Source organism: Polynucleobacter sp. VK25 (genome assembly GCF_018687355.1).
In the GTDB taxonomy this organism is placed as follows: domain Bacteria; phylum Pseudomonadota; class Gammaproteobacteria; order Burkholderiales; family Burkholderiaceae; genus Polynucleobacter.
This window is the reverse complement of sequence record NZ_CP061288.1, coordinates 894,007-907,311: the sequence shown is the minus strand read 5'-3', so window position 1 is coordinate 907,311 and position 13,305 is coordinate 894,007. Positions and strand designations below refer to the sequence as shown.

The following is a 13,305-nucleotide window of genomic DNA, read 5'->3' as shown; positions in this document are numbered from 1 at the left end:
ATTATGAACTTAAACCCGCAATCACCTCTGGAGGGGCCTGAACCAGCTCAATGAGGACCCCTTCACCACTGATCGGAAACTCGTCATTTCCTTTAGGGTGAACAAAAGTGATGTCATAACCAGCAGCACCCTTACGAATGCCGCCCGGAGCAAAGCGCAGACCGTTTGCAGAGAGCCATTCAACCGCCTTAGGCAGGTCATCAACCCATAAACCAATGTGATTTAAGGGTGTCTGATGGACTGCTGGCTTCTTTTCAATATCAAATGGCTGCATAAGGTCAACTTCAATCTCATGCGCACCAGAACCAATTGCGCAGATATCCTCATCCACGTTTTCACGTTCTGAGACAAAAGTGCTTTTGTATTCAAAGCCCAGCATATCAACCCACAACTTCTTAAGCCGATCTTTGCTTTCGCCGCCAATAGCGATTTGCTGAATGCCTAAAATTTTGAATGGTTTAGCGCTCATAATTATCAATCCTTTGGTTCAGCAGGGCTACTCGAAGCGAATAATCAATTGATCAACCGCCAAGCTATCACCCTCTTTAGCGCAGATCTCGGCAACCACACCATCTTGCATTGCAGATAACGTGTTTTCCATTTTCATCGCCTCAATCGAAGCCAATTTTTGACCAGCAGTCACCGCTTCACCCACTTTGACGGCAATCTTAGTTAATAGACCAGGCATTGGAGACATGACTAATTTAGAAGTATCTGGCGGCAACTTCACCGGCATCCGGCGCTGAAGCTCTGCACCCAATGGGCTCAGCACCATACACTCATAATGAACACCATCTAGGATTAAGCCGTATCTCACGCCTCGGCGCTCTACTTGCGCCGTGATCTTATGGGTACCGTTAATGGTGGCGCGCAGACAAATTTGACCTGGTCGCCAATCGCTCACGATGTCGTAACGACTTACACCATCCGCTTCATCAATGTAGACAGAGTAAATGCCATCCTTGAGTTCTACACGAATAGGTACTTCATATGGGTCATCCATCGAGCCAGTTTTTTTACCGGTAACCACTACAAACTTCTTGCCAATAATCATTTCGTGGCCAGCTAATTGACCATCAATCATTTGAATGTGTTGCAGATAGCGATAGCGCATAAATGCGGCTAATGCTGCCAAACGCTTAGGATCAGCCGGTTGCACAGAATCCTTTTTAAAGCCCTCTGGATACTCTTCAGCAATGAAGCCAGTTGTAAAGTCTCCATTTACAAAACGTGGATGCTGCAATAAGGCCGCTTGAAATGGGATATTTGAATGAATTCCGCGAATCACGAAATCATTCAAGGCTGCACGCATCTTTTCAATGGCTTCCGTACGATCTTTGCCATGCACAATCAGTTTGGCAATCATCGAGTCGTAGTACATTGGGATCTCACCACCCTCATACACGCCGGTATCAACACGCACTCCATTTAGTGATTCAGGTGGGCGGTATTTAACTAGGCGACCGGTTGAAGGCAGGAAGTTACGGAATGGATCATCCGCATTAATACGGCACTCCATAGACCATCCATCCAACTTCACATCTTCTTGCTTAAATGACAGTTTCTCACCGGCAGCAACACGAATCATCTGCTCTACCAAGTCCAGACCAGTAATGCTCTCGGTTACTGGGTGCTCAACTTGTAAGCGGGTATTCATCTCAAGGAAATAGAAAGACTTATCCTTGCCAACAACAAACTCAACCGTACCAGCAGATTGATAGTTCACAGCTTTAGCTAATGCAACAGCTTGCTCACCCATCGCCTTACGAGTTGCGGGATCAATAAATGGTGATGGCGCTTCTTCGATTACTTTTTGATGACGACGCTGAATTGAGCAATCACGTTCATTGAGGTAAACCACGTTGCCGTGAGAGTCGCCCAAAACCTGGATCTCAATATGGCGCGGGCCTTCAACAAACTTCTCAATAAAGATACGATCATCACCAAAGCTATTCATCGCCTCAGTTTTGCAAGCAGCAAAACCTTCGGCAGCTTCTTTGTCATTAAAAGCAACGCGCAAACCTTTACCGCCACCGCCTGCTGAAGCTTTGATCATGACTGGATAGCCAATACCCTGGGCAATCTTGACTGCCTCTTCAGTAGTATCAATTGCCTCGTTGTAGCCAGGAATAGTATTGACCTTAGCTTCAAGGGCAAGCTTCTTAGAGGCAATCTTGTCACCCATAGCGGCGATAGATTGGTGCTTAGGGCCAATAAAGACAATGCCTTCTTCTTCGCAACGCTTAGCAAACTGCTCGTTCTCAGATAAGAAACCATATCCTGGATGAACCGCTTCTGCACCAGTATCTTTACAGGCTTGAATGATCTTTTCCATTAGCAAATAGGATTCACGCGACGGTGCCGGCCCAATGCAAACAGCCTCATCAGCAAGTTGCACGTGACGTGCCTCTTTATCCGCCTCAGAGTAAACAGCCACAGTCTTGATGCCCATCTTCTTGGCAGTAGACATTACACGGCAAGCAATCTCACCGCGGTTAGCAATCAAAATTTTCTTAAACATTTTCGTAGTCATGATTTGTTTGCGCCTTTACAGAGGAATATTGCCGTGTTTACGCGCAGGATTCTTTAAGTCTTTATCTTTGAGCATTGCCAATGAACGGGCAATTCGCTTCCGGGTTTCATGCGGAAGAATGACATCATCAATATAGCCACGACGACCCGCTACAAATGGGTTCGCAAACTTAGCCTTGTATTCGGCTTCACGTGCAGCAATCTTTGCTGGATCTGATTTCTCTTCACGGAAGATAATTTCTACGGCGCCCTTAGGACCCATTACTGCAATTTCAGCCGAAGGCCATGCAAAGTTCACATCGCCGCGCAAATGCTTGGAGGCCATCACGTCATAGGCGCCACCATAAGCTTTACGAGTAATCAATGTCACTTTAGGCACAGTGCAATCTGCGTATGCGTAAAGTAACTTAGCGCCATGCTTAATGATGCCGCCGTATTCTTGAGCAGTACCTGGCATAAATCCAGGAACATCAACCAAAGTCACTACAGGAATATTGAAGGCGTCACAAAAGCGCACGAAGCGCGCAGCTTTGATAGATGCCTTGATATCTAAACAGCCCGCCAAGATCAAGGGCTGATTGGCAACAATACCAATGGAGCGGCCTTCAATGCGTGCGAAGCCAATTACAATGTTTTTTGCATAGTCAGGCTGTAATTCAAAGAACTCGCCATCATCCACAATCTTTTCAATCAACTCTTTCATATCGTAAGGTTGATTTGGATTGGATGGCACTAATGTATCTAATGAGAAATCTGGCTCTTCAGTACGGTTGGCGCCTTTAATCAAAGGTGGCTTCTCGCGGTTGGAGAGTGGTAAGTAGTTGAAGAAACGACGCAGCATCATGATGGCATCAACATCGTTATCAAATGCTAAGTCACAAACACCTGATACCGTTGAATGCGTTACCGCACCACCTAACTCTTCGGCCGTCACATCTTCATGGGTCACAGTCTTCACGACTTCAGGACCGGTCACGAACATGTATGAGCTATCTTTCACCATGAAAATGAAATCAGTTAAGGCTGGTGAGTAAACCGCACCACCGGCGGAAGGCCCCATGATCAAGGAGATTTGGGGGATCACGCCAGAGGCAGTCACGTTGCGCTGGAAAATTTCTGCATAGCCACCAAGAGAGGCAACGCCTTCTTGAATACGTGCACCACCAGAGTCATTTAAGCCAATCACAGGAGCGCCTACTTTGAGCGCTTGATCCATGATTTTGCAAATCTTCTCAGCATGCGCTTCAGATAAGGATCCACCCAAAACAGTGAAGTCTTGTGAGAACACAAATACTAAGCGGCCATTAATCATTCCATAACCAGTAACAACGCCATCACCAGGAACTGTTTGGTCACCCATACCAAAGTCATGGCAACGGTGCTCAACAAACATATCCCATTCTTCGAAGGTGCCAGCATCTAGCAAGAGCTCAATACGCTCGCGGGCTGTTAGCTTGCCCTTTGCATGCTGCGCTTGAATACGCTTTTGTCCGCCACCCAATCGGGCAAGCTCACGCTTGGCTTCCAGTTGCTGAATGATGTCCTTCATTTCCTACTCCTTAGAAAAATTCATGCCCCATGGCTTCCAGTAGTCGTCTTGCGGCAACTGAAGCGGCCATAGTTCCTTGGTTTACTTGTGCTACTAAGTTTGGTAGAAGCGCTTGTACGGCTTCATTGCTACGAAAGGCGTTTTTTAATCCCGCATCGATGCGATCCCACATCCATGAGCCCGCTTGATCTTTACGGCGAGCATCGAACTTCCCATTGGCTTTTTGAAGCTTTGCAAAGTGAGAAACCTTATCCCACATCTCCGGAACGCCCTTGCCCTCTAAAGCACTCAATGTCATGACTTGTGGGTGCCATAGTTCTTTGATGTGCGAGGCATGATCAGGGTTACCCTGAAAACCCAATAGACGCAATGAACTCGTAATGAATAATTGAGCTCGCATAGCGGCATCGGGATCTATATCGGCTTTATTAATCACAATTAAATCGGCTATTTCCATTACGCCTTTTTTAATTGCCTGCAGATCATCGCCCGCATTTGGCAGTTGTAATAACAGGAACATATCTGTCATGCCAGCAACAGCGATTTCACTCTGACCTACGCCGACCGTCTCAACAATAATGATGTCAAAGCCAGCAGCCTCTGCAACCAACATGGCTTCACGCGTCTTCTCTGCTACGCCGCCGAGCGTACAAGATGATGGACTAGGACGAATAAAGGCATTCTCCAGCACAGATAAGCGCTCCATGCGAGTCTTGTCACCCAAAATGGAACCACCAGATATGCTTGAAGAGGGATCAATTGCCAATACAGCAACTCGATGACCCTTCTCAATTAAGTACAGACCAAGGGTTTCAATCAAAGTAGACTTGCCGACGCCAGGGACCCCAGAAATACCTAGACGAAATGATTTTCCCGTCTTGGGAAGCAAGGAATTAAGCACGTCATCTGCACGATGACGGTGGTCAAGTCGAGTTGATTCGAGCAAAGTAATAATCTTTGCCAGTGCGCGACGCTGTTTAAGCGACGGCGCACCAGTGAGATCATTCACTAGAGCTTGATCAGCAGCTTGGAGCATGCCTATGTTCCGAATTAAGCAGGTTTAACAGACTTACGGATTTGCTCAAGCACATCCTTAGCCGAAGCTGGGATTGGGGTGCCTGGACCGTAAATTCCTTTTACACCAGCCTCATAGAGGAACTCGTAGTCTTGTCTTGGAATCACACCACCAACGAAGACGATGATGTCATCTGAGCCCTGCTTCTTTAATTCAGCAATGATGGCTGGTACCAAGGTTTTGTGTCCGGCGGCCAAAGTAGATACGCCCAATGCATGTACGTCATTCTCAATGGCTTGACGGGCACACTCTTCAGGGGTTTGGAACAAAGGTCCAATATCCACATCAAAACCTAAGTCGGCATAGGCTGTGGCGACCACTTTTGCACCACGGTCATGTCCATCTTGGCCTAACTTAGCAATCATTACGCGTGGGCGACGACCAAAGTCTTTTGCAAAGTCGGCAATTTCTGTTTGGAGTTTTGCCCAGCCTTCGGCTGAGTCATAGGCAGCTGCATACACACCGGTCACCTTTTGAGTATCGGCGCGATGGCGCCCGTAAACTTTTTCTAATGCATCGGAAACTTCACCAACAGTTGCACGCAAACGAATTGCGTTTACTGACAACTCCAAGAGATTTCCAGAGTTATCTTCTGCAGCCTTAGTTAAAGCCTCCAATGCGGCTTCTACTTTTTTGGAATCGCGCTTCGCTTTAATGTCCTTAAGACGCGCAACCTGTCCTTCGCGAACCTTATCGTTATCGATCATCAAGACATCAACGAGATCTTCTTTGCCGAGCTTGTATTTATTAACGCCCACAATCACGTCAGAGCCCGAGTCAATCTTGGCTTGCTTCTCAGCGGCTGCAGCTTCAATCTTAAGCTTGGCCCAACCACTTTCAACCGCCTTAGTCATACCACCCATCGCCTCAACTTCTTGAATGATTTCCCAAGCTTTATCGGCCATCTCTTGAGTCAGGTTCTCCATCATGTAAGAACCGGCCCATGGATCGATCACACTAGGGATATGGGTTTCCTCTTGGAGGATCAATTGTGTATTGCGGGCAATGCGGCTGGAGAACTCAGATGGCAGTGCAATCGCCTCATCCAAAGAATTGGTGTGCAATGACTGTGTGCCACCAAATACCGCAGCCATTGCCTCAACTGTGGTTCTCACAACGTTGTTATAGGGATCTTGCTCTGTTAAAGACCAGCCGGATGTTTGGCAGTGTGTGCGCAACATCAACGACTTCGGATTTTTTGGCTCAAAAGACTTCATAATGCGCCACCACAACAAACGGGCAGCGCGCAACTTAGCCACTTCCAGGTAGAAGTTCATGCCAATTGCAAAGAAAAAAGATAAGCGACCCGCGAAACCATCGACATCCAAGCCTTTAGCAAGCGCTGTTCTAACGTATTCTCTGCCATCAGCTAAAGTGAAGGCCAATTCCAATACTTGATTGGCACCAGCTTCTTGCATGTGATAACCCGAGATGGAAATCGAGTTGAACTTTGGCATGTGCTTGGCGGTGTACTCAATAATGTCACCAATGATGCGCATGGATGGCTCTGGCGGGTAAATATAAGTATTACGCACCATGAACTCTTTCAGAATGTCATTCTGAATTGTTCCGGATAATTGCTCTTGCTTTACGCCCTGCTCCTCACCAGCAACGATATAGCCAGCTAGCACGGGCAATACCGCACCGTTCATCGTCATTGAAACAGATACCTTGTCCAATGGAATGCCATCAAACAAGATCTTCATGTCTTCTACAGAATCAATGGCAACCCCAGCTTTACCAACGTCACCGGTAACACGTGGATGGTCGGAGTCGTAACCACGATGTGTGGCTAAGTCAAAAGCAACGGATACGCCTTGTCCACCCGCATCAAGTGCCTTGCGATAAAAGGCATTCGATTCTTCGGCAGTAGAAAAGCCTGCGTATTGACGAATAGTCCAGGGTCGTACCGAGTACATTGTTGCTTGCGGTCCCCGAACAAAAGGCTCAAATCCCGGTAATGTATTTGTGTAGTTCAAACCCTCAACATCTTCTGATGTGTACAGCGCCTTTAAATGAATTCCATCTGGTGTTTTCCATCCTAAGGAATCAACATCACCATTAGGCGCTGATTTCTGGGCTGATTTTTTCCAAGCCTCGAGATTAGACTCTGGAAATGATGGCCATGAATTGGTTTCTTTAGAACTCACAAAAACTCCCGGTTAATTTTTGCTGCATTGCATTGAAATATCCTTACATTCTGCTTGACTATTTGTTATTTGTCTAGCTATCATGTATTCATAATTATGAATACAAAACTGAATAACAGACCCCTGTATGAAGACGTTGCTGATCGTCTGCGCGAGCAGATATTTAGCAAGCAATTAGCGCCTGGAAGCTGGCTAGATGAGCAATCATTAGCTGAGCAGTTTGGCATTAGCCGAACCCCTATGCGAGAAGCCATCAAGGTTTTAGCATCTGAAGGCCTTGTCACCATGAAGATGCGCCGTGGCGCCTACGTCACCGAGGTAGCCAGGAAGGATTTAGAGCAGATCTTCACAATTCTTTCCCTTTTAGAAGGTCAGGCAGCAAAAGAAACAGCTGTTAAAGCTACTGAAGCCGAACTAAACATGTTGGATCACCTCCACCATAGGCTAGAAAAGGCCGCTGCCGATCGAGATATCGAGCAGTTTTTTGAAGTAAATGGCAAATTTCATGAATTAATACAAGAAATTGCAGGAAATCGCTGGATGAACGGTGTGATCGCAGACTTGCGCAAAGTGCTCAAACTACATCGCAGAGAGTCCTTAACAAGCACCGGAAGATTGCAAAACTCTCTAGTTGAGCATCGAGAAATACTGAGAGCGCTCTTGAAACGGGATGAGCAGGCATCCGAATTGGCTATGCGAAAACATCTAGCCCAAGGGCTTGAAGCGCTTCGCTAAATAATAAAATATCTATAAAAAATAAAGGCTTAGAAGATTATTCTAAGCCTTTTGTGTAAGCAGCTAAGTTAGATTTACTTTTTAACGACTAAGTTACCTGGTAGTGAAGCAACGTAGGCTGCAATATCTTGCAAATCAGCGTCTGTAAAGTTTTGAACCTGTGAACCCATGATAGCGTTGTTGCGTCCAAACTGAGGATTGCCGTTGCCTACTTTATAAGCCTTGAGTGCGTAGTAAACGTAATCAGCATATTGACCGGCCAACTTTGGATAAACAGGCAAGATTGGAGCATTGAGCGCTGCACCGTGACAAGAAGCGCAATTAGCCTTCTCTACCAATGCCTGCCCTTTATCAACGCTAGCAGCATTAGCTACGCTTACTAAACCGATGCTTGAGAGCAAAACTGCTGTAATTAGTGCGAATTTCATAAAAGTATCTCTATGTATCTTTATCAATGAATCACTTCAATGGGTTGTTAGGTGAGCTGGCAGTTTGGGCAGCATAGTATTCGCCAATATCAGCCATATCTTGGTCAGACAAGCTGGCGGCAATAGAGCGCATCGTTGGATGCTTTCTTTCGCCCTTTTTGTAGGCCGCCAATGCGCTAGCAATGTAAGCGCCATTTTGACCGCCCAACATAGGCACCTTGTAAACCAAGGGGTAATCAGCACGGTAATCAGGGATTGAGTGGCAACCAACACAAAGCCAAACCTTGGCATTACCAGCAGCAGCATTACCTTTTACTTCATCAGCCTGAGCAACAGAACCAGCAAAAGCTAAAGTTGCGGCTACGGCCAAATGAGGAAGAATTGAGAGTTTTTTCATAGAAATCATTATTAATGAGTTTGATTTAGATCAATTGGCAAGAGTATAGCGGACAGACGCCCTTCCCGCCATTCCAGAGCCCAAAATCAGCAGAAATACTGAAAAATTTAGCCCATTTACCTATACTGGAACGCTTAACCATGCACTTTTAGGCTAGATGATGAGCAAACCCAGTACCTCACCCCAAAACCGCTTTGACGGGAGTCAAAGTTATGTCGCCACGGACGATCTCAAACTGGCCGTTAATGCCGCCATTGCATTACAGCGCCCTCTCTTAATTAAGGGCGAACCAGGAACTGGCAAGACCATGCTTGCCGAAGAGGTAGCGGCAGCGCTCAATATGCCGCTACTGCAGTGGCACATCAAATCCACTACAAAAGCCCAGCAAGGTCTCTATGAGTATGACGCCGTCAGCCGCTTGCGCGACTCACAATTGGGCGATGAAAAAGTAAAAGATATTCGCAACTACATTGTCAAAGGGGTTCTTTGGCAAGCTTTTGAAGCAGATGAGCCAACGGTATTGCTGATTGATGAGATCGATAAAGCCGATATTGAGTTTCCGAATGACTTATTGCGCGAAATTGATCGCATGGAATTTTATGTCTATGAAACTCGCGAACTCATTAAGGCAAAACATCGCCCACTGGTCATCATTACCTCAAATAATGAAAAGGAATTGCCGGATGCTTTCTTGCGTCGCTGCTTCTTTCATTACATTACTTTCCCAGATGCTAAAACCATGCAAAGCATTGTGGATGTGCACCACCCCAATATCAAACGGGATCTATTAGATGCTGCCCTCAAGGCCTTCTATCAAATACGCTCTTTACCTGGGCTAAAAAAGAAGCCCTCCACCTCCGAGTTAATTGACTGGCTCAAGCTTTTACTGGCCGAAGACATTCCACCAGAAGCACTTCATAGCAGCGATGAAAAGATCGTCGTTCCTCCACTACATGGCGCTTTACTCAAAAATGAACAAGATATTCATTTGTTTGAAAGACTTGTCATGATGAATCGTAACCATCGCTAATACATAGCAAGTAAAAGTTTTTATGTTGATTCAATTCTTCCTTAATCTGAAAGAGGCTAAAGTGCCTGTTTCGATGCGAGAGTTTTTAACTCTTTTGGAGGCGTTGAAGTCAGGCGTCATTAGCCCATCCATCGATGAGTTTTATCAACTCTCGCGCATGACTTTAGTGAAAGATGAGCAACACTTTGATCGCTTTGATCAAGTCTTTGGGGCTTACTTCAATGGGGTCGAGCAAATTATTGCCCTTTCACCAGACATTCCACTTGACTGGCTTGAGAAAAAACTTCAACGGGTTCTGACTGATGAAGAGAAAGCGGCGCTCAAAAAGCTGGGTGGACCAGACGCCTTAAAGAAACGCCTTGAGGAACTATTAAAAGAGCAAAAGGAATGGCATGGCGGCGGTAATAAGTGGATTGGCGCTGGCGGTTCCTCACCTTTCGGCCATAGCGGCTATCACCCAGAAGGCATCCGTATTGGCGGTGAAAGTGCTGGCAATAGAACTGCCATCAAGGTATGGGAAGCTCGTGAATTTAAAGACTATGACAGCGATTTAGCCTTAGGTACTCGTAATATCAAAGTGGCATTACGTCGTCTGCGTCGCTTTGCTCGTGAAGGATCTACCCTAGAGCTCGATTTGGACAAAACCATCCATTCAACTGCAGCTAATGCCGGCATGTTGGATATTCAAATGCGCCCTGAGCGCCATAATCAAGTCAAAGTGTTGCTACTTATGGATGTCGGTGGTTCGATGGATGATCATATTCAGCGTATTGCTGAACTGTTCTCTGCTGCGAAGGCTGAATTTAAGCATCTTGAGCATTACTATTTTCATAACTGCGTTTATGAAAATCTATGGCAAAGCAATCGCCGCAGGCGTGATCAAGCCACACCAACGCAAGACATTATTAATAAATATGGCCCCGACTATAAGTTGATCTTCGTTGGTGATGCGACCATGTCTCCCTATGAAATTCTGAGTCCCAATGGTTCGGTTGAATACAACAACAAGGAGGCGGGTGCTGTTTGGATTAATCGACTCATTGATCACTTTCCGCACTTTGCTTGGCTCAATCCAGAACCTGAATCTATTTGGCAATATCGTCAATCGATCGATATTATGCAAAATCTCATGAGAGATCGCATGTACCCTGTTACCTTAAATGGACTCGAAAGTGCTATGCGCCAACTTTCCAAGTAAGATTCTCATATCTTTTTTTGACTTCATTTCTTAATAAAATCTAACTACATATCCAACATGACTACAAACATTAGCGAACGCCTCAAGACCCTTGGAATTGATTTGCCACCCCCAGGACCGCCTGCTGCAGCCTATGTCATGGCCGCTACAACCGGCAATACTGTTTTTCTCTCCGGTCATATTGCCAAACGCGATGGCAAACCTTGGGTTGGAAAGCTAGGTAAGGATATGGATACTGAAACTGGCAAAGCAGCTGCTCGCTCGATTGCAATTGATTTGCTCTCTACACTACAAAATCATTTGGGCTCTTTAGACAAAGTTAAACGCATCGTTAAGGTAATGGGTCTAGTGAACTCCACTGACAACTACACAGAGCAGCACCTGGTAGTGAATGGCTGCTCAGAATTACTCTTTGAAGTATTCGGTGATGCTGGTAAACATGCGCGTAGTGCTTTTGGTGTTGCGCAGATTCCGCTTGGCGCTTGCGTTGAAATTGAATTAATCGCTGAGATTTAATTCATCATCATTGGGTTAAATAAGATCAAGTCCTAGTTTTTGGATGTCGGCTTCTGTGTCGACATCCATGAGGTAGGCTTGATTATTGGTATCAAATAATTGGATTACCTCTGGGTGTTGATCCATATAAGGCCTACAGACCATTGCGGGGATTGCTAAGATGCTCTTAATCACCCCTCTAGAAAATAAGACCGGATTGCCGCGTTGACCGTCGACCATCGGCAGGATGATTTCTTGATTTGCGCCTCTTTCAGTAAATTGCTCTAGCAATGTCCTGATCTCGAGATTAGCAATATTGGGTTGATCACATAAAGCAATTAGTAACACGTCATAGTCAGACTTAAGCGACTCCAAGCCAAGTCGAACAGAAGATGATTGACCTAAGTCTGGATTGGGATTTTTTACAGTAGTGATTGGACTGCGAGTGCCCTGCTTAATGGAGTTGATCTCCGATTCTATTTTGTCGGAGTAAAAGCCAGTGACAACCAAGGTCTCAATAGGCTTAAAACTCTGCACTGAATTGATAAAACGTTTTAATAAGCTGCCCCCATCCTTTTTCAACAAAGCTTTAGGGTAGCCGCCCAAGCGACTGCCCTCGCCAGCAGCCAATATCATGATGGCTAGTTGCAAATTGGAGCTTTTGGTAGATGCGCTAGAAATAGTCATTAGAGTGATAATAAATAGTTATTAATAAAAGTATTCACAAAAGCACGTAAAAGAAGAAAACGCATGAACAGCACCGATTTAAGTGTCCTCAAATCCGCCGTTGAATGGCTCCAATCAGGTCAATCCGTTGCTATTGCGACCGTTGTCCAGACGTGGGGCTCAGCACCACGTCCAGTAGGTTCATGGCTTGCGATTCGGGCTGACGGACAAGTTGCCGGTTCTGTTTCCGGAGGCTGCGTTGAGGATGACCTTATCCGTCGCGTGCAAACTGAAATCCTCACCCGTAATACCCCTGAAATGGTAGTTTATGGTGTGACGCAACAAGAGGCGGCACGCTTTGGTCTACCTTGCGGCGGCACCTTGCGACTACTAGTTGAGCCTAGACCTGAATTAGCAGTATTAGAAAAGTTACTCGCGAATATCTCATCCCATCAAATTACCCGCCGCTCTGTGAACTTGCTTACCGGTAAGTCCACTCTCAGCCCAGGCGACCGTAGCGATGAATTTTCCTGCACCGATGAAGCAATGCAAACTACTTACGGTCCACGTTGGCGCATGGTCATCATTGGCGCAGGACAACTCTCCTTGTATACAGCAGATTTTGCGCTTGCCTCTGACTTTGAAGTGATTGTGATTGATCCGCGTGAAGAATACGCAGAAGGCCTGAATCGTTCTGATATTACTTTCTCAAAGGGTATGCCAGATGATGTCTTGCTGGAGATCGGTGTTGATTCACATACAGCCGTTGTTGCCCTGACGCATGACCCCAAGCTAGATGATATGGCTCTGATGGAGGCTCTAAAGTCTCCAGCCTTTTATGTAGGCGCCCTGGGGAGCCGCAAGAACACTCAGAAACGCAAAGAGCGCTTACTAGAATTTGATGTCTCTCAAGAGCAAGTAGAGAAGTTACATGGCCCTGTTGGGCTTTACATTGGCGCCCTCACCCCACCAGAGATCGCTGTTTCGATTCTGGCGGAAGTGATTGCCGTTAAATATGGCGTGAGTATTCCAAAAAAGAAATAGGGCAGT

The 13,305-nt window shown here is 46.0% G+C and carries 13 protein-coding genes; 5 read left to right on the top strand and 8 right to left on the bottom strand.

Translation table 11 applies throughout. From position 1 onward, the window contains the following. Window position 1: 1 nt before the first annotated feature. From AOC21_RS04720 to scpA, 5 genes are read right to left on the bottom strand one after another with little or no spacing between them, the layout of a single operon-like run. A complete protein-coding gene (locus tag AOC21_RS04720) occupies window positions 2-469 on the bottom strand; it encodes a VOC family protein (protein ID WP_215392607.1) in 468 nt (155 codons plus the stop codon). 27 nt (window positions 470-496) lie between these two features. Continuing rightward, the gene (accC, locus tag AOC21_RS04715) at window positions 497-2,533 is read right to left on the bottom strand and encodes an acetyl-CoA carboxylase biotin carboxylase subunit (protein ID WP_251371580.1); all 2,037 of its coding nucleotides are present in this window, start codon (window positions 2,531-2,533) and stop codon (window positions 497-499) included. 15 nt (window positions 2,534-2,548) lie between these two features. Further along, window positions 2,549-4,081 carry an acyl-CoA carboxylase subunit beta gene (locus AOC21_RS04710; protein WP_215392606.1) on the bottom strand — a complete coding sequence of 511 codons (1,533 nt, stop codon included), beginning with the start codon at window positions 4,079-4,081 and terminating at the stop codon, window positions 2,549-2,551. Between the two features lie 10 nt (window positions 4,082-4,091). Further along, window positions 4,092-5,117 (bottom strand): methylmalonyl Co-A mutase-associated GTPase MeaB, encoded by a 1,026-nt coding sequence (gene meaB / locus AOC21_RS04705; protein WP_215392605.1) that lies wholly within the window; start codon window positions 5,115-5,117, stop codon window positions 4,092-4,094. A 14-nt stretch (window positions 5,118-5,131) separates the two neighbouring features. Then, a complete protein-coding gene (gene scpA / locus AOC21_RS04700) occupies window positions 5,132-7,306 on the bottom strand; it encodes a methylmalonyl-CoA mutase (protein ID WP_215392604.1) in 2,175 nt (724 codons plus the stop codon). Window positions 7,307-7,402: 96 nt separating this feature from the next. Between scpA and AOC21_RS04695 the strand changes: the two genes are divergently transcribed. After that, window positions 7,403-8,041: a GntR family transcriptional regulator gene (locus tag AOC21_RS04695; RefSeq protein ID WP_215392603.1), complete on the top strand. Its 639-nt coding sequence runs from the start codon at window positions 7,403-7,405 to the stop codon at window positions 8,039-8,041. A gap of 74 nt (window positions 8,042-8,115) precedes the next feature. On the opposite strand, the gene AOC21_RS04690 is transcribed toward AOC21_RS04695, so the two are convergent. Both AOC21_RS04690 and AOC21_RS04685 read right to left on the bottom strand, forming a co-directional pair. After that, window positions 8,116-8,469, bottom strand: coding sequence for a cytochrome c (locus tag AOC21_RS04690; protein WP_215392602.1), 354 nt, complete (start codon window positions 8,467-8,469; stop codon window positions 8,116-8,118). A gap of 31 nt (window positions 8,470-8,500) precedes the next feature. Beyond that, window positions 8,501-8,866 (bottom strand): cytochrome c, encoded by a 366-nt coding sequence (locus AOC21_RS04685; RefSeq protein WP_215392601.1) that lies wholly within the window; start codon window positions 8,864-8,866, stop codon window positions 8,501-8,503. Window positions 8,867-9,026: 160 nt separating this feature from the next. Between AOC21_RS04685 and AOC21_RS04680 the strand changes: the two genes are divergently transcribed. Genes AOC21_RS04680 through AOC21_RS04670 form a run of 3 tightly spaced genes read left to right on the top strand, consistent with a single transcriptional unit; the run spans window position 9,027 to window position 11,610 of the window. Further along, a complete protein-coding gene (locus tag AOC21_RS04680; RefSeq protein WP_215392600.1) occupies window positions 9,027-9,896 on the top strand; it encodes a MoxR family ATPase in 870 nt (289 codons plus the stop codon). A 22-nt stretch (window positions 9,897-9,918) separates the two neighbouring features. Then, window positions 9,919-11,094 carry a VWA domain-containing protein gene (locus AOC21_RS04675; RefSeq protein WP_215392599.1) on the top strand — a complete coding sequence of 392 codons (1,176 nt, stop codon included), beginning with the start codon at window positions 9,919-9,921 and terminating at the stop codon, window positions 11,092-11,094. 57 nt (window positions 11,095-11,151) lie between these two features. Further along, window positions 11,152-11,610 carry a RidA family protein gene (locus AOC21_RS04670; protein ID WP_215392598.1) on the top strand — a complete coding sequence of 153 codons (459 nt, stop codon included), beginning with the start codon at window positions 11,152-11,154 and terminating at the stop codon, window positions 11,608-11,610. A gap of 15 nt (window positions 11,611-11,625) precedes the next feature. Here AOC21_RS04670 and AOC21_RS04665 read toward each other — a convergent pair whose 3' ends face one another. Next, window positions 11,626-12,276 carry an NTP transferase domain-containing protein gene (locus AOC21_RS04665; protein WP_215392597.1) on the bottom strand — a complete coding sequence of 217 codons (651 nt, stop codon included), beginning with the start codon at window positions 12,274-12,276 and terminating at the stop codon, window positions 11,626-11,628. A 63-nt stretch (window positions 12,277-12,339) separates the two neighbouring features. Here AOC21_RS04665 and AOC21_RS04660 point away from each other — a divergent pair, with 63 nt between their 5' ends. After that, window positions 12,340-13,299: an XdhC family protein gene (locus tag AOC21_RS04660; protein WP_215392596.1), complete on the top strand. Its 960-nt coding sequence runs from the start codon at window positions 12,340-12,342 to the stop codon at window positions 13,297-13,299. The last annotated feature ends 6 nt before the right edge of the window (window positions 13,300-13,305 follow it).

Coding starts and splice junctions, on each gene's coding strand:
- AOC21_RS04710 (WP_215392606.1), bottom strand. CDS start 4,081: ATGAAGGACATCATTCAGCAACTGGAAGCCAAGCGTGAGCTTGCCCGA.
- AOC21_RS04680 (WP_215392600.1), top strand. CDS start 9,027: ATGAGCAAACCCAGTACCTCACCCCAAAACCGCTTTGACGGGAGTCAA.
- meaB (WP_215392605.1), bottom strand. CDS start 5,117: ATGCTCCAAGCTGCTGATCAAGCTCTAGTGAATGATCTCACTGGTGCG.
- AOC21_RS04690 (WP_215392602.1), bottom strand. CDS start 8,469: ATGAAATTCGCACTAATTACAGCAGTTTTGCTCTCAAGCATCGGTTTA.
- AOC21_RS04675 (WP_215392599.1), top strand. CDS start 9,919: ATGTTGATTCAATTCTTCCTTAATCTGAAAGAGGCTAAAGTGCCTGTT.
- AOC21_RS04660 (WP_215392596.1), top strand. CDS start 12,340: ATGAACAGCACCGATTTAAGTGTCCTCAAATCCGCCGTTGAATGGCTC.
- AOC21_RS04670 (WP_215392598.1), top strand. CDS start 11,152: ATGACTACAAACATTAGCGAACGCCTCAAGACCCTTGGAATTGATTTG.
- AOC21_RS04665 (WP_215392597.1), bottom strand. CDS start 12,276: ATGACTATTTCTAGCGCATCTACCAAAAGCTCCAATTTGCAACTAGCC.
- AOC21_RS04695 (WP_215392603.1), top strand. CDS start 7,403: ATGAATACAAAACTGAATAACAGACCCCTGTATGAAGACGTTGCTGAT.
- AOC21_RS04720 (WP_215392607.1), bottom strand. CDS start 469: ATGAGCGCTAAACCATTCAAAATTTTAGGCATTCAGCAAATCGCTATT.
- accC (WP_251371580.1), bottom strand. CDS start 2,533: ATGACTACGAAAATGTTTAAGAAAATTTTGATTGCTAACCGCGGTGAG.
- AOC21_RS04685 (WP_215392601.1), bottom strand. CDS start 8,866: ATGAAAAAACTCTCAATTCTTCCTCATTTGGCCGTAGCCGCAACTTTA.